General features: G+C 43.9%; 20 protein-coding genes. 6 read left to right on the forward strand and 14 right to left on the reverse strand.

Annotation, left to right across the window (positions count from 1 at the left end; genetic code table 11):
• Window positions 1-10 precede the first annotated feature (10 nt).
• Genes AAAH86_RS07875 through hemA form a run of 3 tightly spaced genes read right to left on the reverse strand, consistent with a single transcriptional unit; the run spans window position 11 to window position 2,883 of the window.
• Entirely contained in the window at window positions 11-733 is a 723-nt protein-coding gene (locus AAAH86_RS07875; protein ID WP_343487021.1) for a uroporphyrinogen-III synthase, read from the reverse strand.
• Window positions 711-1,631: a hydroxymethylbilane synthase gene (gene hemC, locus AAAH86_RS07880; protein ID WP_343487022.1), complete on the reverse strand. Its 921-nt coding sequence runs from the start codon at window positions 1,629-1,631 to the stop codon at window positions 711-713. Before hemC ends, AAAH86_RS07875 begins: the two co-directional genes overlap by 23 nt.
• Entirely contained in the window at window positions 1,624-2,883 is a 1,260-nt protein-coding gene (gene hemA / locus AAAH86_RS07885; RefSeq protein WP_343487023.1) for a glutamyl-tRNA reductase, read from the reverse strand. The genes hemC and hemA overlap by 8 nt, the downstream gene beginning before the upstream one ends.
• A gap of 192 nt (window positions 2,884-3,075) precedes the next feature.
• On the opposite strand from hemA, the gene AAAH86_RS07890 reads away from it, so the two are divergent.
• Window positions 3,076-3,969 carry an AraC family transcriptional regulator gene (locus AAAH86_RS07890; RefSeq protein WP_343487844.1) on the forward strand — a complete coding sequence of 298 codons (894 nt, stop codon included), beginning with the start codon at window positions 3,076-3,078 and terminating at the stop codon, window positions 3,967-3,969.
• A gap of 9 nt (window positions 3,970-3,978) precedes the next feature.
• Entirely contained in the window at window positions 3,979-5,361 is a 1,383-nt protein-coding gene (locus AAAH86_RS07895) for a trehalase family glycosidase (protein ID WP_343487024.1), read from the forward strand.
• Here AAAH86_RS07895 and AAAH86_RS07900 read toward each other — a convergent pair.
• Window positions 5,348-6,187, reverse strand: a complete 840-nt coding sequence (locus AAAH86_RS07900) for an N-acetylmuramoyl-L-alanine amidase-like domain-containing protein (protein ID WP_343487025.1) — start codon at window positions 6,185-6,187, stop codon at window positions 5,348-5,350. The two genes, AAAH86_RS07895 and AAAH86_RS07900, sit on opposite strands and share 14 nt — an antisense overlap.
• Window positions 6,171-7,253 (reverse strand): mechanosensitive ion channel domain-containing protein, encoded by a 1,083-nt coding sequence (locus tag AAAH86_RS07905; RefSeq protein WP_343487845.1) that lies wholly within the window; start codon window positions 7,251-7,253, stop codon window positions 6,171-6,173. Before AAAH86_RS07905 ends, AAAH86_RS07900 begins: the two co-directional genes overlap by 17 nt.
• A 134-nt stretch (window positions 7,254-7,387) precedes the next feature.
• Here AAAH86_RS07905 and hemH point away from each other — a divergent pair, with 134 nt between their 5' ends.
• From hemH to AAAH86_RS07920, 3 genes are all read left to right on the forward strand, one after another.
• On the forward strand, window positions 7,388-8,422 hold the full coding sequence (gene hemH, locus AAAH86_RS07910; RefSeq protein ID WP_343487026.1) for a ferrochelatase: 1,035 nt from the start codon (window positions 7,388-7,390) through the stop codon (window positions 8,420-8,422).
• 194 nt (window positions 8,423-8,616) lie between these two features.
• Window positions 8,617-10,005, forward strand: coding sequence for an MATE family efflux transporter (locus tag AAAH86_RS07915; RefSeq protein ID WP_343487027.1), 1,389 nt, complete (start codon window positions 8,617-8,619; stop codon window positions 10,003-10,005).
• Window positions 10,006-10,109: 104 nt separating this feature from the next.
• Window positions 10,110-11,132, forward strand: a complete 1,023-nt coding sequence (locus AAAH86_RS07920) for a lactonase family protein (protein ID WP_343487028.1) — start codon at window positions 10,110-10,112, stop codon at window positions 11,130-11,132.
• Window positions 11,133-11,145: 13 nt separating this feature from the next.
• On the opposite strand, the gene AAAH86_RS07925 is transcribed toward AAAH86_RS07920, so the two are convergent.
• Complete coding sequence (locus AAAH86_RS07925) at window positions 11,146-12,228, reverse strand: DNA helicase PriA (RefSeq protein ID WP_343487029.1); 1,083 nt, start codon at window positions 12,226-12,228, stop codon at window positions 11,146-11,148.
• A gap of 494 nt (window positions 12,229-12,722) precedes the next feature.
• Complete coding sequence (locus tag AAAH86_RS07930) at window positions 12,723-13,871, reverse strand: SPFH domain-containing protein (RefSeq protein ID WP_343487030.1); 1,149 nt, start codon at window positions 13,869-13,871, stop codon at window positions 12,723-12,725.
• 155 nt (window positions 13,872-14,026) lie between these two features.
• Here AAAH86_RS07930 and AAAH86_RS07935 point away from each other — a divergent pair, with 155 nt between their 5' ends.
• Entirely contained in the window at window positions 14,027-15,151 is a 1,125-nt protein-coding gene (locus AAAH86_RS07935) for a DUF2891 domain-containing protein (RefSeq protein WP_343487031.1), read from the forward strand.
• Window positions 15,152-15,532: 381 nt separating this feature from the next.
• Here the strand turns inward: AAAH86_RS07935 and AAAH86_RS07940 are convergent, their stop codons facing one another.
• From AAAH86_RS07940 to AAAH86_RS07970, 7 genes are all read right to left on the reverse strand, one after another.
• Window positions 15,533-16,714, reverse strand: coding sequence for a P1 family peptidase (locus AAAH86_RS07940; RefSeq protein WP_343487032.1), 1,182 nt, complete (start codon window positions 16,712-16,714; stop codon window positions 15,533-15,535).
• Window positions 16,699-17,136, reverse strand: a complete 438-nt coding sequence (locus tag AAAH86_RS07945; RefSeq protein WP_343487033.1) for a nuclear transport factor 2 family protein — start codon at window positions 17,134-17,136, stop codon at window positions 16,699-16,701. Before AAAH86_RS07945 ends, AAAH86_RS07940 begins: the two co-directional genes overlap by 16 nt.
• Before the next feature lie 22 nt (window positions 17,137-17,158).
• Window positions 17,159-18,106: a tetratricopeptide repeat protein gene (locus AAAH86_RS07950; RefSeq protein ID WP_343487034.1), complete on the reverse strand. Its 948-nt coding sequence runs from the start codon at window positions 18,104-18,106 to the stop codon at window positions 17,159-17,161.
• Between the two features lie 6 nt (window positions 18,107-18,112).
• Window positions 18,113-18,892 (reverse strand): hypothetical protein, encoded by a 780-nt coding sequence (locus AAAH86_RS07955; protein ID WP_343487035.1) that lies wholly within the window; start codon window positions 18,890-18,892, stop codon window positions 18,113-18,115.
• Between the two features lie 916 nt (window positions 18,893-19,808).
• Window positions 19,809-20,279 (reverse strand): RidA family protein, encoded by a 471-nt coding sequence (locus tag AAAH86_RS07960; protein ID WP_343487036.1) that lies wholly within the window; start codon window positions 20,277-20,279, stop codon window positions 19,809-19,811.
• A gap of 182 nt (window positions 20,280-20,461) precedes the next feature.
• Window positions 20,462-20,944: a hypothetical protein gene (locus AAAH86_RS07965; RefSeq protein ID WP_343487037.1), complete on the reverse strand. Its 483-nt coding sequence runs from the start codon at window positions 20,942-20,944 to the stop codon at window positions 20,462-20,464.
• A complete protein-coding gene (locus tag AAAH86_RS07970) occupies window positions 20,944-21,846 on the reverse strand; it encodes a hypothetical protein (protein WP_343487038.1) in 903 nt (300 codons plus the stop codon). Before AAAH86_RS07970 ends, AAAH86_RS07965 begins: the two co-directional genes overlap by 1 nt.
• Window positions 21,847-22,035 lie beyond the last annotated feature (189 nt).

Genomic DNA, 22,035 nt, shown 5'->3' on the forward strand with positions numbered 1-22,035 from the left:
ATTTTCATTTTTAATTGTCCCCTCGAGGGGACAGTCCGCCTTTGGCGGACAGGGGTGTTACATCCCCTTGATAATGGGCCGAAAGATGTTTAACCGCTTTGACAATTACATTTTCAATGGTCTGCTTGTTGGCCAAAATAATCTTATTGGTATATTTTTTAGCTTCTGAGGCTGTTGTCGCTCCTATACAAAAAGCTATGGTATCTCTTAAATTATTTTCTACTACGAAACTTTCAACCCCACTCGGACTAAAAAAAAGCACCCCGTCAAATCGCCTTTCGAATTTCTTAGGATTTAGGGTTGTCTCATAAATGACAACTTCACTATACCGAACGTTATTTTTTTTAAGGATGTTGGGCAATTCGTCCCTTCTTTTATTGCCTGATAAGAAAAGAAAAGCCTTATTTTTGTGCAATGCCACGATATTTTTGGCCAATTCTTCAGCATTTTGTGCATTGGAAATTACGGTAAAACCAAGGTCTTCAAGCATGCTTTTAGTTTTTTCTCCTACACAGAAAGCACTGATTTTACTACGTTTTTCAGAATTTTCTTTTTTCGTATACGATTTTACGGCGTTTTGACTTGTAAATATGAGGTTATCGTGAGGTTTAGAAATTGTAAAGTCAATAAGGCGTATGGTTATCGCTTCATATTCCACAAAACCTACACCTGAATTCAAGAGCAATTCTCTTTGGGAAGGAGACATTATTTTAGTGGAAAGTACTGTTGGCATCTTTAATGGATTTCATAAGTTCATCCCCTCCTTGCTCCAAAACTTCACGGGCACATTGCTGTCCGAATCCCGTGATTTTGTCAATAGTGACTTTCTTTTCAACCACTATTTTTTGGATTCCGTCCAAAGAAAAAAGACCGCCCTTAAAATAAACCGTTTGGTTTTTTATAGAGGCTGATGCACCTATTGGTGCTGTACATCCACCTTCCAGTGTCCTAAGAAATTCGCGTTCGATTGAAGTGCAGGTGTCACTTTCTTTATGATTCAGGGCAGAAACCGTTTTAATGAGTTCCCTGTTTTTTTCTAAAGCGACCACAAGCATTGCACCTTGTGCTGGAGCGGGCAGCATCCAATCTAATGTCATGGCGTCTTTGGGCAACAGTTTGATGCGTTCCAATCCCGCTTTGGCGAAAATGGCCCCGTTCCATCCATTTTCAATGAGCTTCATCAAGCGGGTGTTGACATTCCCCCTAAGGTCGACCACTTTATGGTTCGGATATTTGTGAAGCCACTGTGCTTTTCTGCGCAGACTACTGGTGGCTATAGTGCCTTCACCATTTAAGAAATCAGTACCTAAATGTACAAGAATGTCGTCTGTTGAACCGCGTTTCAGTACGGCAACATCAACGATGCCTTTTGGTAGCTGGGTGGGTACATCTTTCATCGAATGAACGGCAAGGTCTATCTGATTTTTAAGTAGGGCCACATCTAAGGTCTTGGTAAAAATGCCCGTCACCCCGAGTTCGTAGAGCGGCTTGTCAAGCACCAAATCACCGGTTGATTTCACGGGCACAAGTACTGTGGTGACCCCCATTTCTTCCAATTGGGCCTGTACCTTTGTGGCCTGCCATAATGCAAGCTCACTATCGCGGGTGCCGATACGGATGGGCTTATTCATTGACGTCGATTTCAAGCTGAAATACCTGCTGTATCAGCAGTAGACTATCTTCGGTGTCGACATCTGTTTTTTTGAGGTGATTGGCAAACTGTTTGGTTATTTTTTGGATGATGCGCTCTGAGACCATTTCAGCTTGGTCGCTGTCAAAATCATTCAGTTTTTTGGAATGAAAGTCCAACTCTTCCTCTTTCATTCGTTTAAGTTTCTTTTTTAGCGCCTTGATCACTGGAGCAAATTTTCGGGTCTCAAGCCATTTGCTGAAATCACTTTTTACATCTTCAATGATTTGCTCCGCTTTGGGGATGTACTGTTTTCTGCGTTGCAAGGCCTCGTCAGTAATTTGTGAAAGTTGATCGAGATGAACCACTTTGACATTGGGGATTTCTGCAACATCATCAGAAACATTTTTTGGAACGGATAAATCCAAGATCAACAGCGGTTTTTTCGCATAGATCAATGCTTTAGAAATCGTGGGCAACTGGGCACCTGTGGCAACCACGAGCACATCGGCCTTTCGAATCTCTTCTTGAAGGTCACCATAATCCTTGACCACCAAATGAAACTTACCTGCAATCTGCTCTGCTTTATTGCGGGTCCGGTTGATAAGGGTGATATGCTTGTTATCGGTGTGCTTGACAAGATTTTCACAGGTGTTACGCCCTATTTTTCCTGTTCCGAAGAGCAACAGGTTCTTTTCAGAAAGTTGGGGCACATAATTTAAAATGTACTGCGCTGCCGCAAAAGCGACCGATGTGGCACCTGAAGATAGCTGGGTTTCATTTTTGATACGCTTGCTGGCCTGAATAACGGCATTGCACAATCGCTCTAAAAACGGATTGACCATACCGTGCTTTTTTGAACGGTAAAAGCTTTGTTTGATTTGACTGATAATCTCAAAATCACCTAAAATCTGACTATCCAAGCCAGTACCTACCCGAAATATATGGCCGATGGCCTCTTGGTTTTTATAGATGTAGGCCACTTCTTGAAACGCTTCAACCGTACCCTGGGTATGGTCACAAAGCAGTTTTATCAGTTGAAAGGGATGCTCGGCAAAACCGTACAATTCGGTTCTGTTGCAGGTAGACATTACCATAAGGCCATCGATACCCTGTTCAATCGCTGCCTCCAACAGGCGGTCGATGCCCGGAATGTCAAGACTGAACTTTCCCCTGGTCACGGCATCAGCTTTTTTGTAACTGAGCCCCACGGCATAAAAGGTGGTATGTTTTGAAATGTGGTAATGCTTCATAAACGTGCAGAACGGTCACAAAAATATAAGTTGATGGTTTCAAAAAATAACGCTCAAAGAACTATTAATAACGATACCCGTCAATTTTATGTGCAAAATCGATTAAAAAGCTGAAAAAGCCTAAATTTGTTGTAGTTGACAGATTCTTTAATTTTGTTTAGATTGAATCTAAATAAATATATTTGTAAAATGATGGAGATAAAATTGGATAAAAATATCGCTAGCGGTTCATTTCAGGAAGTGTTGATTGAAGATGGTTTTTTCGTGTTGAAGATACAGCATGACAGTGACGGCTCCAAACGTATGGAGCGGGCCATTGACAGCACTTTTATACAGTTTCACTTTTGTCTGAAGGGTGAAGCAAAGTTCAACTTCAACGAGGGCAACTATCAGTTGGAGGTATCGGAAGAAAACTCGCTTTTGCTGTACAATACCCAAAAAGACTTGCCGCTGAACGTGGTTTTGGCTCCAAACTCGTGGATGGTCTCCATCATCATGACCATTCGAAAATTCCATTCCCTTTTTTCTTCAGAGGCTGCGTACATCCCATTTTTGAGCGACGAGAACAAAGAGAAAAAATACTATGCGCAAGAGCCTGTGAATCCGGCAATTTCAGTGATTTTGAGTCAAATCATGAACTATGGGCTGCATCCGTCCATCAAAAACCTGTACATCAAGGGCAAGGTATATGAATTGATCTCGCATTATTTCAATCGGGTAGAGAACGCCGATTTGGAGCAATGCCCGTTTTTGGCCGATGAAGACAATGTAAGGCGTATTCGCCATGCGAAGGAAATCATCATCTCACGCATGGCAGAACCCCCAACATTGATCGAGCTTTCAGAAGAAATTGGGTTAAGCCTAAAAAAGCTCAAAGAAGGCTTTAAACAAATTTACGGCGATTCGGTCTTCGGATTTTTGTTTGACTATAAAATGGAATATGCCCGAAAGATGCTCGAGACCGGAAAGCACAATGTAAACGAAGTGGCTTTACGGGTGGGTTACAGCACCGCGAGCCATTTTATCGCCTCGTTTAAAAAGAAGTTCGGCACCACCCCGAAAAAATATTTATCTTCAGTTTCTTAAGTATTCCAAATGAAAAGAAGAATTTTTGCGCAGACCGTTGGGCTGGGAGCACTGGGCACCTCAACGGTTTTAGCAGCCTGCGAAGCGTCAAAAAAAGGCGAAGTTGTTCAATCTTCCTGTGACTTTACAGTGACCCCAGAGCTGGGTGAGCGCATGTACGCAAAAGCCTTGGAAATTACGAAAAGGAAAGTCCGTGGGGGTGATAGCGAGCCTTTCTTCAAAAAACCCTTTGTGGATGCCGCCTTCTCCGACAATATTTTTTTGTGGGACACTTGTTTTATCGTGTGCTTTGCAAAATACCATTTGGATGAGTTGCCCGTTTACCAAGCGCTTGACAATTTTTACGAGCGTATGGATGACGATGGCTATATCTGTCGTGAATACCGTCAGAACGGGGAGCCACTTTGGTCAAAAGACCATCCGGTTTCTATCAATCCGCCCTTGTTGGCCTTGGCGGAAACCGAAATTTATCAGGTCAAAAAGGATAAGCAACGACTGCGCTATGCCTATCCAATCCTGAAAAGGAATTTTGAATTTCTCATTGACCGATACCAAGGCGATGATAAATTGTTTTGGGGCGATACGTTGGGTATGGGCATGGACAATATTCCACGCTCGCCACGAGGATGGACGACCGAAGAAGGCAATGGCATGACACACCACGAACTCGGTGATAAACTGGCCGAAATGGGCGGCGCATCTCCCGAAGAGCGATTGAATTTCTTTATCAAGGAATATGTGAATACCTTACAAGGCGTGTGGAACGATGAGGGCCGATTGGTCGATTTCACCGCACAGATGGCCATGGTCTCGAGACAATTGAAATTTATTGCCGAGGAGTTGGGTGAGACAGGTGATATTGATTTTTACGATAGCTTTCATGCCGAGGTAAAAAAGGCATTGAACGATTTATGTTGGAATGAGGAGGATGCCTTTTACTACGACCTGGGCTATGGAAAACAGGTCAAACGAAAGCACATTGGTATGTACTGGACACTTTTGGGCGAGTTGATACCTGAGGATAAGATGGAAAGGTTTTTAGCCCATTTGACAAATCCCGATGAATTTTACAGAAAGATTCCGCTGCCCGCACTTTCAGCAGATGATCCTGATTATGTGGGTTGGGGCGATTATTGGCTCGGTGGGGTTTGGGCGCCTACGTCATACATGGTTTTGAAAGGACTTACTGCCAATGGCAGACATCAACTGGCCCAAGACCTGGCCGAAAAAACCTATGCAGCAGTGGCCGAAGTGTTTCAGGCCACGGATACCTTTTGGGAAAATTATGCGCCCGACCTCATTTCTTATGGCATCCCTGCCAAGAAAGATTTTTGTGGTTGGACGGGCCTCATACCCATCGCGGTGTACCATGAATACATCAAAGAGGCCTAGCCACGATGATCCCGATGTTGTTTTTGATTTTTTTGAGATAGTCAACCAAGGGTTCTTTGGTGATGGTCACCTCTCCGGCACTTGAAGCGTGCAATAGATGCAGTCTACCATCAACTTTGATGGCAAAACCGGTGTGGGTCACATCAAGTCCTTTGATGGAAGTGGCCAGCGCAATAATATCCCCGTTTTGAATGTTATGTTCCTGTGATTGTATTCCGTCTTGGGGCAGAATACACAGCGTTTCGTTGGCCAAACCTTCCTCTACTTCGAGCATGGCCCCAAAATTATCGTCATCTGCCAAAAAGGGATATAAATCACGGTGCGTGCCCATAAAATTGATGGGTTTTTGTAGTTCAACGCCACCCAAATCAGGAGTCATATCTTTGACCATACCCTTCTCGTTATTGTTTCGAATCCACTCCGTAAAATAGTGTAAACGTGATGGATAACCATTTAGAACTCCATCACGATACCGAATGGTTTCTAGTTTTTCGACAAAGGCATCAAAATCTGCTTCGTTGTTTCTAAGAAGATGTGAAAAGGCCAGCACGTTTTCAACAAAGGTGGTGCAGTCAAATCCCCTGAGGTTGATGACCAAGGTTTCTTTTTCGCCAACTTCCAAGGTTTTTTCAACGTATGGGGTCTCTAAAAAAGATTTCCCAATGGCAACAATCGTATCTCCGTAAGATTCTGCTTCCAGCTTTTGCAATACCGCCATTTTTTGATCGAAAAGCTGTTTGTCAACAGGTTTGCAGGTGATGGTTTGTCCGTGTAAGGAAACCATCCCCATAAAAAGAAACAGTATCAGATTAAGCTTTGTCCCCATCCTCCATATTTTTTAACATCACCCGTGTTCTTGCGATACTTTCTGGATAGTTTTCCTGTAAGAAAGTGATGAGCTTCTCGCGAACATGAACCCGCAAATCCCATGCCGTGGAGGAATCTTTGGCACTCATCAACGCCCGCACCTCTACATATTCAGCCTTGGAATCGGTGACCTGAATGTTGTTGACCTCACCATCCCAAAGGTCTGTGTTTTTGAGAATTCGGCTCAATTCTTCACGAAGTTTGTCAAATGGCACCTGATAATCGGTGTAGAGATACACGGTACCCAGAATATCTGCTGAGGTTTTTGTCCAATTCTGAAAGGGATTGTCGATAAAATAGGGTGTCGGTACAATCAATCTTCGTTTGTCCCATATTCTGACAACCACATAGGTCAAGGTAATTTCTTCGATGCGGCCCCATTCGCCCTCGACAATGACCACATCATCCAATTTTATGGGCTGGGCAACGGCAATCTGTATACCTGCCAGAATAGTGCCTATCATTTTTTGTGCAGAAAACCCAATGATGATGCCCGCGACCCCTGCCGAGGCAAAGACACTGATACCGATTTCGCGGATTTCTTCAAAACTCATCAGAGCAATGCCCAGGGCCAATATGACGACCAAGAAAATGATGATACGCTCCAATATGGTGAATTGGGTGTATACTTTTCGCGCCTTTAGGTTGTCACTTTCTGTGATGTCGTAATTCTGTACGATTATTTTTTTGGCAATCTTTAGGGCCACGATGACCAGCCAGGTCATGGCCGCGATGAACAGAAGTGTACTGGCCTTTTTGAACCAATAGGTATAATCTTCAAGGTGGAGCAAGTTTCTCAAGGATTGCATCCGAAGGATAAAAGAAAAAAGCACCAAAAAAAGCGGGAGTGCTACTTTTTTGAACGCCCCGCTCGGCAAAAGGTATTTCGGATTCTTGCTGTACCGCTTCAAGATGATTGAAATGAGCCAATAGACGACCACGATGCCCGAAAAAGCGGCAAACAGATAAATAATGGATTCGCGTGAAATCAAATCCGTTTGATCCTGCAAAAGCAATGGCAACATGGCTGTTGTTTTTGCGAAAGTTACCCATTCTTTTGCGCTATTGAAAATGGTAATGGCCCATAAAAAACTTATTGCCATGAAGAAGCGATGAAATGGGGCGCAAGCCTTATTTTTGAAAACCAATTTTTGATGCTGTGAAAAAAGGAGTACTTCTCGTAAATCTGGGATCCCCCGATAGCCCGACCGCAAAAGACCTAAAACCATATCTCGACGAATTTCTGATGGATGAAAGGGTCATTGATGTGAACCCCGTGCTACGAAACATCATTGTGCGTGGAATCATTTTACAGACCCGCCCAAAAAAATCTGCCGAGGCCTATTCGAAGATTTGGTGGGATGAGGGCTCGCCGCTGATCGTCATCTCAAAACGGTTTCAAGAAAAAGTGGCGCAACACGTCAATATTCCAGTGGCGTTGGGCATGCGCTATGGTAGCGGGAGTATCAAAGAAGGCCTTCAACAATTGCACGAACAGAATGTTGATGAGGTGTTGTTGGTACCCCTGTATCCACATTATGCGATGTCGAGCTATGAAACGGTGGTCGTTAAGGCCATGGAAGATAAAACGGCCCATTTTCCCAACCTGAAGATTACCACATTGCCCGCTTTTTATAAAAGTCCGGATTATATCAAGGTACTTTCCGACAGTATTGCTGAAAAACTTAAGGAGTTTGAATACGACCATGTACTGTTTTCGTACCACGGCATTCCCGAAAGGCATATCCGTAAATCAGACCCGACCAATTATCATTGTAAAATTGATGGACAATGTTGTTTTACCAATTCTGTGGCCCATCACAGTTGTTATCGGCATCAATGTTATGCCACGACCGAATTGGTCAAGGCGGCTCTGGGCCTCGACCCTGAAAAAGTCAGTTCAAGTTTTCAGTCCCGTTTGCCCAACGACCCGTGGTTGAAACCCTATACCGATTTTGAGTTTGAACGCTTGGCCAAGGAAGGAAAGACCCGATTGGCGGTGATTACCCCTGCTTTTGTGAGCGATTGCCTTGAAACCTTGGAGGAAATCGCCATGGAGGGCAAAGAAGAATTCATGGAGGCCGGCGGAACGGATTACATCCACATTCCCTGTCTCAACGACCGTGACGATTGGGTGGCTCTGATGGCGCAATGGATCAACAATTGGGAAGAAAAGGGAGTTTTGCCGGTTTAGAGACTAAACAATAATGGCTCCTTCCCCTGCTTGTGCAGTGCATCGTCACGGTAGTAGGGGAAGGTGTCCCGACGCTTGCAGTCGGGACGGAAGGGGTTGTCATAACGACCCGTCTAATAAATTGCGAGAAACGGAGAGACGAAGCAATCCGTTTGTCGTAAACTAACAGATTGCTTCGTTGTACTCGCAATTTAATGGCCAAAGTAACCGCAGACCAATTGGGATCTGAACCCATCGGCAAATTGTTGATCAAGCAGGCCGTTCCTGCCTCCATTGGCATACTGGTGATGTCAATCAACATCTTGGTCGACTCCATCTTTGTCGGCAACTGGATAGGCTCCATTGCCATCGCTGCCATCAATGTCGTATTGCCGGTATCGTTTTTTATCGCCGCCTTGGGCATGGCCATAGGTATCGGGGGGTCGAGCATCATCTCACGGGCCCTTGGTGCGGACAATAAGCAAAAGGCCCTTAAGACCTTTGGCAACCAGATTACACTGACCCTATTGCTGACGGTCAGCATGGTCGTTTTGGGCCTGTACTTTGTAGATGATTTGATTCCCGCTTTTGGCGGAAAAGGGGCCATTTTTGAACCCGCCAAGATTTACTATGTGATTGTACTGTACGGGGTACCCTTTTTAGCACTTTGTATGATGGGCAATACCGTGATTCGTGCCGAGGGCAAACCAAAGTTCGCCATGATTGCGATGATTATTCCATCCGTGGGGAATCTTCTATTGGATTATATTTTTATCTATGTCTTTGATTGGGGTATGCACGGGGCTGCTTGGGCCACAACGGCGGGTTACTTGTTGTGCTTTGGCTACATTTTCTATTTCTTCCTTTCCAAAGATTCGGAGCTTAAAATCAGCTTGCCCCATTTTGGGTTGGATATGCCCATCCTCAAAGAAATTGGTTCATTGGGCTTTGTGACGCTATCGCGCCAAGCGGTGACCAGTATCATCTATCTATTGCTGAACAATATTTTGTTCAATTTAGGAGGCGAAGCATTGGTCGCGGTGTATGCCATTATCGGACGTATGCTCATGTTTGCCCTTTTTCCGGTATTTGGGGTAACACAAGGCTTTTTGCCCATTGCTGGCTTCAATTACGGAGCGATGAAATATGATAGGGTAAAAGAATCCATTTACACCGCCATCAAATATGCGGCACTGGTGGCCACGTTGGTTTTTGTGGTGCTGATGATCTTTCCTGCTGAGATTGCAGACTTGTTTTTGAGTGACCGGCCAGATTTGCCTTTAAAAGATAAGGAAACCAATGTCTTTGTATTGCAACATGCGCCATTGGCGATGCGTCTGGTGTTTGCGGCCACCCCGATTATTGCCCTACAGCTCATCGGCTCTGCCTATTTTCAGGCGATTGGTAAGGCCATTCCCGCATTGTTGTTGACTTTGACACGCCAAGGCTTCTTTTTTATACCGCTCATTTTGATTTTACCCAATTTTATGGGCGAACTGGGGGTATGGCTGTCCTTTCCTATCGCCGATGTGTTGGCGACGATTGTTACGGGAATTTATTTGGGAAGGGAAATCAAGACCAACCTTATTCCCAAAAAAGCCTGATTTCCGCTATTTTAGAAAAATCAAAAACCCAAACCATGATCAAACCAATGCTTTTTGGAGTCGTTTTTATACTCCTTTTTTCATGCACCGAAAAACATAAGCCTATGGAAACCCAAACCGTATTTGTGGGAACATACACTGATGGCCAAAGCGAAGGTATCTATTCGCTGCAATTCAATTCCGAGACAGGAAGCTTAGATTCCCTACAGCCTAAGGCTAAACTGCCCAATCCTTCATTTTTGGCAGTTTCCGAGGATAGAAAACACCTGTATGCGGTTCAAGAAACTGCGGATTTTGATTCATTGGGCGGTGGGGTCACCGCTTTTTCTTTTGAGGATGGACTTTTAAAAGAGTTGAACAGCAAAGGCTCAGGTGGGGCTCATCCTTGTCATGTTGCCCTTTCAAGCGAGGGACAATTGGCGGTCTCGAACTATACCGGTGGCAACTTGGCCATCTTCAATCTGGAAGCGGATGGAAGCTTGGGCGAGAGACAACTCATTGACCACAAAGTCCTCGATACCACACGAGAAGCCCATGCGCACAAAGCCCATTTCAATGCAGATGGACTTTTTGCCACTGATTTGGGTTTAGATGGCCTGAAACGTTATGAAAAAAAAGAGGGCGGCTGGGTTGCAGCCCATCAAAATTCGATTGACTTGCCCGATGGCGCAGGGCCACGACATTTCACATTTAATGCCGATAGGTCTTTTCTGTATGTCATCAATGAATTGAATTCGACGATTACCGTTTTTCAAAAGGATGAGGAAGGAAGTTATAATCCGATTCAAACTGAAGACACTTTGGCAAGTGATTATGATGGGGAAAACTCTTGTGCCGACATTCATTTATCGCCTGACGGAAAATTTTTATATGGCTCGAATCGTGGGGAAAATACGATTGTCATTTTTTCTGTGGATGCATCTTCTGGTAAAATCAGTTTGGTAAGTCGCGAATCGGTTCACGGCGACTGGCCCCGAAATTTTATATTGAGTCCCAGCGGAAACCATCTTTTGGTCGCCAACCAAAAGAGCAACAACATCACGGTTTTTAGAAGAGATGCAAAAAAGGGAACTCTAGAATATACTGGTCAGTTTGAAATTGGAGCTCCTGTTTGTTTGGTGTTCTAATTGCGACTCGCAATTATTGGCTCAAAAAGACAATGAGGCCAACTACAGCCAACCCCAAAATCACAGCAAAGAAAATCTTCCAAAAACTATAGGGGCGTGTGCCTGAAATCTGACCGTTTTCGCCGTTTACAAAGAAGTTGTATTCCTTGCCATTGTAGCGGTAGGCACTGATATAAACGGGCAATAGAATATGCTTGAAGGTCTCTTCGCTCAATCGCATATCCATACTGGTGACCCGTTGGGTATCACCGCCAATATCCTGCCGACACCAACGTCTAGCAATTTCTTCTGCTTCTCCCTTTGCCGTTAAATGCCCTTGTTTTAGGGGAATGGTATATTTTTCAGTGACAAATCCCCTTAAAAAACTGGAGTTAAAGGGTTGCAGCAGTTTTAGGTTCCAACGTGCAATTTTAGACGGAACCCTTCCTTTACGCTGTTTTGAGGCCTCCACCAGAGTATCGTCCACAAAACCGGAAACTTGCCCTGAGGCGGGATACCAGCGTGTTTTTCGCACACGCTGTTGTACCATTTTTCCTTGGGAGTTCCGAACTCTTTTCGTTTCGTAATAATATTCGCCCCGTTGCCCTGAATAGGTCGCTTTCAATTGGGCATCAAACGTCCAGTAGGGTAGGTACAAACCTTTGGTGAATTGGGGGTCCAATGCCGCTTTTTTGAGATTGTTCGGTGCAAACCACAACGATTTGACCCATTTTTGAAAAATCTGAAATGACCTTTTCTGATCAATCTGAAAAGGTAAAACGGCACCGGGCAAAATCCACTCTTCTTTGTACTGGTCTTTAAGCACCAAGGGCATGCTGCAATAGACGCAGTGGAGCGATTTATAGTTTTCCTCTACGTGCTGGGTAGCGCCACAGTTTTTGCAATGTAGCATCGAAACTTCCTCGCTATGCTTTTGGGCGCCCATTTCTTTGAGGTAAGGATATAGTTCCAACTCCTCAAATTGGGTTTCCCCCAATGCAATGGTTTCTTGATGTCCACAATATTCACAATGGATGTTCTTGGTACCCGGGCGGTATTTCAGCTCTGCCCCGCAGTTGATGCAGGGTTTTTTGAGTTCAGTAGATTTAATCTCCATTTTTTCATTCCCGCGAAGGCGGGAATCTATTTTTATCCCAATGGGTGGTTAGTTCCAATTGTGTTGTTCTTTCTCCGAGAATAAATGGTGGAAGCTTCGATTGGTACTCGCCCGCCAAAGGCGGATGGCGAAGTTCTGCCATTGGTTTTCTTGGCAAAGCCAAAGAAAAATTCGTGCGGAGAAAGTGTCCTTTCTTTTGTTTCGTTTTCTTTGGACAAGCAAAGAAAATGAAAGGGATTTTTAATTTAATTGTTCAATACTTTTTCCATTGATGAAAAGGTGCATTCCTCTCCTTCAATGAATTGAAGTCGTCGGATGCAGTCAAAATCTAGGCTGATTTTTTAAAGCTTGAAATCGGGCTAGTTTTCAAATCCTCGGCGTCCAGACCGTTTCCGACAGGTCGGAATACTCTTTGGACGCCTCCCATGTCTTTTCCTTTGAAAACTTTGGATTTCCTACGCGTTAAAAAATAGGCCGAATTTACCCATACTTTTCTATGCATCAGGCAACGGCGGCGGCGTATTGCCCCCCAAAAATGATTTCAGTTCCTCCACTTCCTGTAAGGCTGCCCAACCGCCCATGCCCTGTTTCCAGACCAAACTTTCCTTATTGATGGTGCGGTTGGCGAACAATGCCTTTAATTGGTCAAAAGAAACGGGGCCTTGTTGTGCTCCGTTCAGGGCATAATAATACTGCACTGCGGCTGGCATCGGCGGTGGAACGGCTGCTGCTCCGCCTACGGCGGATGGCGGAAACGTTTGCTGGGCTCCCATCTGCGTACCGCCCACCATGTTGCCCATTTGCTGGGCCAGCACGAAGCCCATGCCCATGCCCATTCCAGCTCCTGCAGTACCACCTTCGTTTTTGGCAGCAGCTTCCATAGCCTTGGCTGCTTTAAATTGCGCCAATTTCTGCATATCCAGTTTGTCCAATCGGCTGTATTCAAAAATTTCCTTCTTGAGATCTTCGGGCATGGAAACGTTTTCGATGTAAAATTTTTCCAAAGAAATTCCGACGAACTCAAATTCGGGCGCCATCACCTCACGACAGGTTTCCGAAAGTTCGGAAGTATTGGCAGCATAGAGCTCGATGGGCAGATTGGCTTCCCCGACCGTATCGGTAAATCTCGTGGCAATCAAACTTTTGAGGTGTTCGTTGATTTCAAAATTGGTGAAGTTATTGTCCGTTCCGACGATATCAATGATAAACTTCCCGGCATCGGAAATCTTAAAGGCATACGTGCCAAACGCACGGATTTCAACCAAACCGAATCGGTCATCACTCAAGGTAATCGGATTTTTAGTACCCCACTTCTCATCAGTGAACAGGTGGGTATTCACAAAATAGACCTCGGCCTTGAATGGGGAGTTGAAACCATATTTCCACCCCTTCAGCGTGGCCAGAACGGGCAGGTTTTTGGTGGTCAGGTCGTAGGTGCCTGGGATAAACACATCGGCCAGTTGACCCTCATTCACAAAAACGGCTGTTTGGCCTTCACGTACAATCAGTTTTGCCCCGTTCTTGATTTCGTTCTGGTAACGCTCAAACCGGTGCGCAATGGTATCGTCAGTATAGTCGAGCCATTCAACAATGTCGATAAATTCATGGCTCAGTTTTTCCTTGATTTTGTCAAATATTCCCATCGATGTAGTGTTTTAATGTTTGGATTTTAAAGCTAAGAAAAAATGAGCCCTTTGCTGCATTGATTTTGCAAAGGTTTCAAAGCGTTTGCCCGTAATGGATTAGTGTAAAATGAAGGGGTTTTGTTACATTGCCTCCCAATCCAACCTATTTAAACATGAAAAGCTATCCGTTTTATGTCCTCCCCCTTCTTTCTGCACTATTTGTTGGGTGCGTTATTTCTGTTGATAAGGACAAAAAGAATGATGCTTCAGAAGCAGAAAAGGTTTCCACTATTGAGATGATAGATTTGACCTTGGAACAGGCCAATGTACTGGCCACCCTGCCCTTGGAATGTGTGAAAAAGGAATATCCCAACAAATTGGGCCATGTTTTGGGAAGTGGTGATGATTTGAGCGAACCCAAAGTATTGCACCCCGCTTTTTATGGCTGTTTTGATTGGCATTCGGCCGTGCATGGCCATTGGTCCATGGTGGAGTTGTTGAAAACGTATCCACAACTGGATGAAGCCAATCGAATTAAAGCCATTTTAAAGGCGAACCTTTCCAAGGAAAACATTGAGCAAGAAGTTGCCTATTTTGATGGCAAGCACAACAAAAATTACGAACGCACCTATGGTTGGGGGTGGCTGTTGAAGCTGGCCGAGGAAATCCATACTTGGGATGACCCATTGGCAAGGGAATTGGAAGAAAACTTAAAACCCCTGTCCGATTTAATAGCCCAGAAATTAGTCGATTATCTGCCCAAATTACAATATCCTGTTCGGGTAGGTACCCATACCAATACAGCTTTTGGACTATCTTTTGCATGGGATTATGCCGAAACCTTAAATAATGAAGCATTGCTCGAAGCAATTCGAAATAGGGCGCTGTTTTTTTATAAGGGGGATGTTGGATGTCCTCTCAATTGGGAACCCAGTGGTGCCGATTTTCTTTCCCCCTGTTTTGAGGAACTAGATCTCATGCGACGAATCCTGACGAAAGAAGAATTCTTAGTTTGGATGGATCAATTCCTTCCCAAATTGAAGGAAGCTGATTTCAAAATTGATGTTGCCCTTGTGGGCGACCGTGAAGATGGCCAATTGGTGCATTTGGATGGCTTAAATTTTAGTCGCGCTTGGGTGCTTTTTGGCCTTGCCGAACAATATCCTGAGGAATATGGGCATTTATTGCCTTTAGCACACGAGTACGTAGCGTATTCCTTTCCCAATCTAATGGGGGATAGCTATGAAGGAGGGCACTGGTTGGGTTCGTTTGCGATTTATGCGCTGAGCACTCAGTAATTTAAAGCTCCTTTCCCTAAACAGGGAAAGGTGGGCCAATGAAGTTGGGTCGGAAAGGGTTTACTTTTAAACCTAATGTTTTGTATTACAATACTTTTTTCCATCGATGAAAAAGTGCATTCCTCTCCTTCAATGAATTGAAGTCGTCGGATGCAGTCAAAATCTAGGCTGATTTTTTCCTGTTTGAAATTCTTAAAAGCTTTTGTTCCGCGTTGTCCAGACCGTTTCCGATTGCATCGGAATACTCTATGGACGACTTCCTTCAGCCCATACAAAAACTTATGAATTTGCTACACAGGAAAAAATAGGCCGTTTTTGGTCATTTCGACAGAGCAAAGCGATGAGAAATCTACAGTGTTAAACCTTCCATGTTTATATGGACTATTTGATTTTACCAGCATCCCTGAGCATCTGCAAAACTTTCTCTTTGGGAAGGGCCTCAATGATGTGTCCGTTTCTTCCGGTCATGGTTTCGGCAGCGAAAAGGGAATTTAAGATGGCTTCCTCAGTGGCTTCAATGGTGGCCAAGAATAAGGGTGTCATGGCCTCGTTTCGTAAGGAAGGTCGTTTTTGGATTAAGTTGTCAGTTTTATAAGGAATCCGACATTCCTCCGCGGTCGAGACCGCAATGACATAATCGCCACTTCCGTTACTGGCAATACCCCCAGTTTTAGCCAATCCTAGCATGGCCCTTTTGGCCAGACGTTCAAGATTTCGTGAATCCAATGGGGCATTCGTCATGACCAGGATCATACACGAACCGTCGGGCGAATATTTAAAACTATCGGAATATTGCCCCAATTGCTTCCCCACTTCAACGCCCGCAACCTGCAGAACACCTCCAAAATTACTTTGCACCAACACACCAACGGTATAGCCTCCTGATTTCTGGGGAAGCACCCTTGAAGAAGTGCCAATTCCTCCTTTAAAACCAAAACAGACCGTTCCGGTACCCGCACCGACGTTTCCTTCCGCCACTGTACCTGTGGAAGCATTTTTTATGGCTTCCAAAACATCTTTTTCGGTAGTATGGCGCCCTCTTATGTCATTCAAGTAGCCATCATTGGTCTCACCCACCACAGCGTTTACGGAGCGCACATTTTCGTTTCCGTTTTGCTCCAAAGTATATCCGATGATTGCATTCACAGCGGTTGGTACACTTAGGGTATTGGTCAGAATGATGGGCGTTTCCAAATTGCCCAATTCTTTCACTTGGCTGTATCCGGCCAGCTTGCCAAAGCCATTGCCGATATAAATGGCGGCAGGGACTTTTTCTTGAAAGAGATTCCCAGAATGGGGTAAAATGGCGGTGACTCCCGTGCGAATTGAATCTGCTTCGATTCTAGTGAGATGGCCTACCTGAACTCCCTGCACATCGGTAATCGCATTTAATTTTCCGGGGCGTAAAACACCAATTTCAACGCCATAATCGCGTATGCGGGTCTGTGACCAGCACATGGCAACGCTTAAAAGAAACAGCAATGGTAAAAGATAGCTTTTGGTCATGGCACCACTTTTGGCAGTTCGCCTATTTTGTTTGGTAATCCTCATGGGGTAGTACATGAAGTATCTGCCACGATTTTCCAATCCCCCTCGATTTTTTTCATCACCAACATAAAGATGCCCTTGGCATTACCGACTTCGCGCGTTAGATAAAACTCTCCCAGCACGTAATAGGCATCGTCGGATATTTCTGTGATATCGTTCAGCACAAAGCGCAGCTGCCCAAAATGTGCTGGGGTCGGATAGCTTTTTTGGTACCTTTCCATAGTGGCCTGCCAGCCCCTTACCACACCCGAGCTGCCATAGAAGGTAAGGGCATCTGATTTCCAATAGGTTTCCATAAAGGCACTAAGGTCATGGTTGTTCCAAGCGGTTCGTTGGGTTTCCAATACTGCTTTTATGAGCTCTTCGTCAGTAGGGTTCGTTTGCCCAATGGTAAAGGTTGCCACTAAAAGACAGCATATCAAAAATGGTTTTTTCATCCAATTGAATTTTGTGTTTACGTTATTGTTTGCCCTTGGGCCATCTTGCCAGTTCTGCCTCGGCGGCAATATAGCCAAAGGCGGCCCAATTGCCACTCGCCAACAGATCAGTGTACAACTGTTTGGCTTTTTCAGGCTCATCGTTGTACTGGTGCCAATGGGCAATGCCATATTGTACCGCTTCGCTCGATCCGACCGCTACGTTGCCACTCAATTCGGACGCTTCGATTTCGCCCTTATAAAAAAGCAATAGCTGATGGTAGCCTTCATTTTCGATGATTTCCATTTCGGGGGAAATGGATTCAAGTAGTTGTTCGGCCTCATCAGGTCTTTCCATACGCCGTAAGATCATATACAGCCAATGGGATGCTGCCACCCGCATATCGTCGTTGGTCGAGGCATCATAACAGTTCTGAAAGTGCTCCAAGGCCTTGGGCCAATTGGCTTTGAGGTAATAGGCCAATCCCAGATGGTAATAAATGTTCGTGTGAAGTGAAGAAACGGGTTGGTTCAACCGATTGGGAATGCCATCGGGCTCAACCACATCTTCAGTGCCTTGAATCAATTGTGCCGCTTCCTCCAAATCGGCAATGGCTTGGTCGAGTTGGCGGGTAGAGATGTGCCGATGCCCACGGTGACGATAGAAGCGTGCATCATCAGGAAATTTTTCAATGCCCTCGGTATAGGCCTTTATCGCCCTTTGATAATCGCCCAAATAGGCCAAACGCCGCCCCAGCCAAATGATGTTTTCGGCACTGCCAGGTTCTTTTTTATAAGTATCAAGTGCTCCCTTAAAGTTTTTGACCTTGTTCTCACCTTGAAATTTAATCTGCTGGCTCACGAGTGGAGTGCCCAAAAGCGAGCGACCTTGCAAGGTATCGATCTGCACTTTTTCAGAAGCTGGTCTTTTAGGCGCTTGCTTGCATGCACAAGTCAAAAATATAGAGAGAAGAAGGAGCTTTATTTTCATGGTTTTTTATTGATTGATAAGCCCTAACAAATAGCCGCTGAGCTTGCCCGAGTGTTCTTGGTAGAGTGACAGATAGGCATCCCAGTCTTTTTTTCGGGCATTGACTTCGGTGACCTTGACCTCAATACTCTCCAAGAGTGCAAATTTGGGGATCAGCCGTATTTTTTGGTCTTTGGGTTGGTACAATGGTCCGGTGACCGCATTGTTGATGACAAACGGCTCTACCACATGCACCAATTTGAGTTGTTTGGCATCGTAGTAGTGAAAAAACACCTCGACCACCACATTGAGGTTATGGTTTTGGGATGTCAACTGTACCGCAGTATGGTTGATTTTGGCAGAGGCGAGTTCAATGTCCAGATAGCCATTGTCCATAAACGTGTCGCCGATGGTAAAATTAAAGAGGGCCAAGGGTTCGTCGCCCGCCATTTTTCGATATTCAATGTGGTGCAGTTCGCCCAATCGGGTAAAAGAGCCATCGCGATGCAAAAAACTTCTACTGACCAACGATTCTTTGATATAGTTTTCGGGATTGTAGAAAAGTTTTGGCACGTTCTCCACCAATTTGGGCACCAAAATTCCTAATACCAACGAAATGGCCCCTGAAGTCATCGCAAAATCGTCTTGTACGTCGCTATGAAAGATAAGCGTGTCTTTGATGCCTGTTTTTGTACTGATTTTGACTCGACCGTCGTCATAGCGGTAAAAATTTTGGGATTGTTGAGCGGTTGAGGGCACCAAAAAAAGAAAGCAAAAAAGACCAAGAAAAAATTGTAACGGTTTCATAAGGCTGGGGATTAGGGGGTTGCTACTTACAAGGTAGTGAAAATTTGTCCACATATCACCCCAAAACATTGGGACTATCACGCAGGCACCACCCTATATTCCTGGAAAATCTTCGGTTCCACATTAAATCGAACATCCGTATTTCTATTGAAGTTGAAAATAGGTCGTGTATTTCACGCATAGTTAAATAAAAATAGCTCCTCCCCTTAGTTATTGCATCCGACGACCCCGAAAGTTCGGGGGAGAGGAATGCACAGGTGGTCTCGGCGAAGTCGAGAGCGGAGGGGATTGATTAAATGTATATCCAATACTTTTTTCCATCGATGAAAAAAGTATTCAAAAAAATCTAGGTTGATTTTCCGCTTCTTGAAATCTACGGATTTTCCACGGCCACGGCATCCAGACCGCTTGTACTCTGTACAATGCTCTCTGGATGCCTTCCATCAGCCACAGTAAAAATTCCTTGGATTTCTATCGAAGCTGAAAATAGGCCGGTAATGGATTATGTTGTAATAAGGTTTTCCTTCTCCGCAGCATAGACGAAGCAGGACTGCACGGAAAATGCAACGATTTGCATTTGAAGTAAAGTGCCAGCCGAAGCCATGGCAAAAGTGAGGTCATTTTTTACTAAAGGAAAAAAATGCCTCTGGAGAAGGCGCGCTTTTCTTTGTTTCGTTTCTTTTGCGCGAACAAAAGAAATGAAAGAATAAAAGGGACTTACTTCACTTCAACAAAGCAATCACCGGATTTCCATCGAAGCTGAAAATAGGCAGAGTATTCACGCATGATTACATAACACGGTTCCTCCCCTAAGCCAAGGGGAGGTGGATTGTGCACCGCACAAGACGGAGGGGATTGCCAACCCACCCCACTTTTGCTTCGCAAAACCACCCCTACCCTGACCAGGGAGGGGAGCTTATTTTGTTTCAACTACCGCCACCGCCTCAATCTCCACACCCCATTCGGGCAGCCCCAAGGTTGGCACTCCGACGAGGGTACTGGCGGGCATGTCGGTATCGCCCAGCAATTCTTTGCGAACGGCACGAAAGGTGTCGAGGTATTCAGGTTGGTAATCGACCACAAAGGTGGTGTACTTGACCACGTCGCCAAAGGTGGCCCCGGAGTTTTCAAGGGTTTGCAACAGTTTGCCGATGGCATCGCGAAACTGGGCCTCAAAATCATCGCCCGTACCCACTTGACCAGAGATGTAAATGGTTTTGACCCCGTTTGCTTCGACCGCAACTGCTTGCGAATAGCCTTGGGCGGGGTCGATATGGGTTTTGGTGAGTTTGGTTTGAGTGGTGTTCTTAGGCTGTTCTTTTTGGGCGGGTTTGGGTTGGCAGGAGAATATAAATACCAAGACCAGAAAAAGTAGCGACTTGTTCATAAATTATTATTTTCTAGCAGTATGCACAAAAAAAGTAGTGCGGTTGTGCATAAAACTAAAACGTGCACAACAAATGGCGTTTTTTTGTGTGCGTAAGACCGAACATGCACGATTTTTTGGCCTTTTTGAAATTAAATCATCAAATTCTTCGAACAAGGGAATATGAACCTAATTTTAAATGTTTATAGGGCACTATTCATATAGTCTATGTCTTGTTTGTTAAAATCCCATTTCAAAACTTCAATTCTTCTTTTCGGTCGATATTCAAGAACGTCTTTCCGATTAAACGAAGTCAATAGTTTATTCAAAGTTGTTCCCATTCCTTGGGGAGCAATTAAAATAGAAAATACTGGTAAGGCAATACAAGAATAACCAATCAGTTGAGATAAGTTAATCAAAGTTAGTTTTGAATTTTTACACTCTACAAAAACTAAATCAACTTTTTCATCATATTCTATAAAACCCGTAATGTCTTGACGGATTTTATATGTTGTGAACTCAGGGAAATACTTTTGATAATTTAACTTCATTATGAAATTAGATAAGTCGCTATCATGGGTGTCTATAACAGTGATTTTTTTAGCCTTTCTACCATAATCTCCCTTGAGTCTTTTCTCAAGCCAAACTATGATGTCTGGATACATTTCTATTTCATTGCTGTACATTAGTTCTGCATGTAACAGTTTAAACAATTACAAATCTCTTTATATCCATCAAAGTGTTTGCTTCTTATCTCTTTTGGCAATTCAGGGTCTCTTTCATCTGGATGTTTAGGTTTTGTTCTACTTCTGCTCGAGGTCCCATCACACAGTGGAATACTGGCATCAAAATTTGATTTGTTTATTTCAGAGAGTTCTGTTAAGGCTTGTTCCTTGTGGGAAATATAAAACCCAATTTTTTGATAGTCTTCAGCAAAAATTTTCATTTGATGTTCCTTAGCCCAAAACCTATTACCTTTTTTGTTATTCGGGTCTCTTAAATTTGGATGACCATAATTTATATTTTGAATAGGAACATCAACAGATTGCAATAGATTGCATAATTGAGGGGGTAAATGCCAATTTTTTTGAGTAATTTCTAAATATACACGGTGTCTATAAGGTTCTGAAAAACCATAATAGTTAGAAGGTCTAACATATCCTGTGACATCTCCAATGCCACGAATAAATTCCTTTTTATTGATTTCAGTTGATTCAAATATAGGGTTTGGCACTTGGAAATCATGATAACTAAATCTCGTGCCATTAATTAAAAACTTTATGAATAGCCAAGCAATATCTTCTTTATCCCATTTTAAAACTAAAGAGATGCTATTTTCAGAAACGTCTTTGGCGACATTTATTCCCATATTTTGAAGTCTCGCAACAACTTTGTCAAGACTTGTTTGGATATGTAGCTTTTGGTTTAAATCCAACTTGCCAGCAGTTACTTTTTGACTCTTGTATTCAAAATCAATAATAATTTTTTTTACATCCTGATTGTATTGGATTTCTCCTCTTCCAGTTATCAATCCTAATAAATAGGATATATCAGGAGTCAAAAAACTTGATATTTTATTTTTCTCCATAGTTAATTCTGCCCCAAAAGAAAACCATTGTTAAACATTTCCCAGACAAGTTTATTGTAATTGATTCTCTTATCAAATCTGTTATAGCCATGCCTACTATTATTTCTTGTTCGGCTTAATAGTGCTTGAGGAGTGTTATTATCAGAAACGAAATAAATTCTCAATTCAATGCCCCATTTAGAATCTGGC

Source organism: Allomuricauda sp. d1, assembly GCF_039592695.1.
Lineage (GTDB): Bacteria > Bacteroidota > Bacteroidia > Flavobacteriales > Flavobacteriaceae > Flagellimonas_A.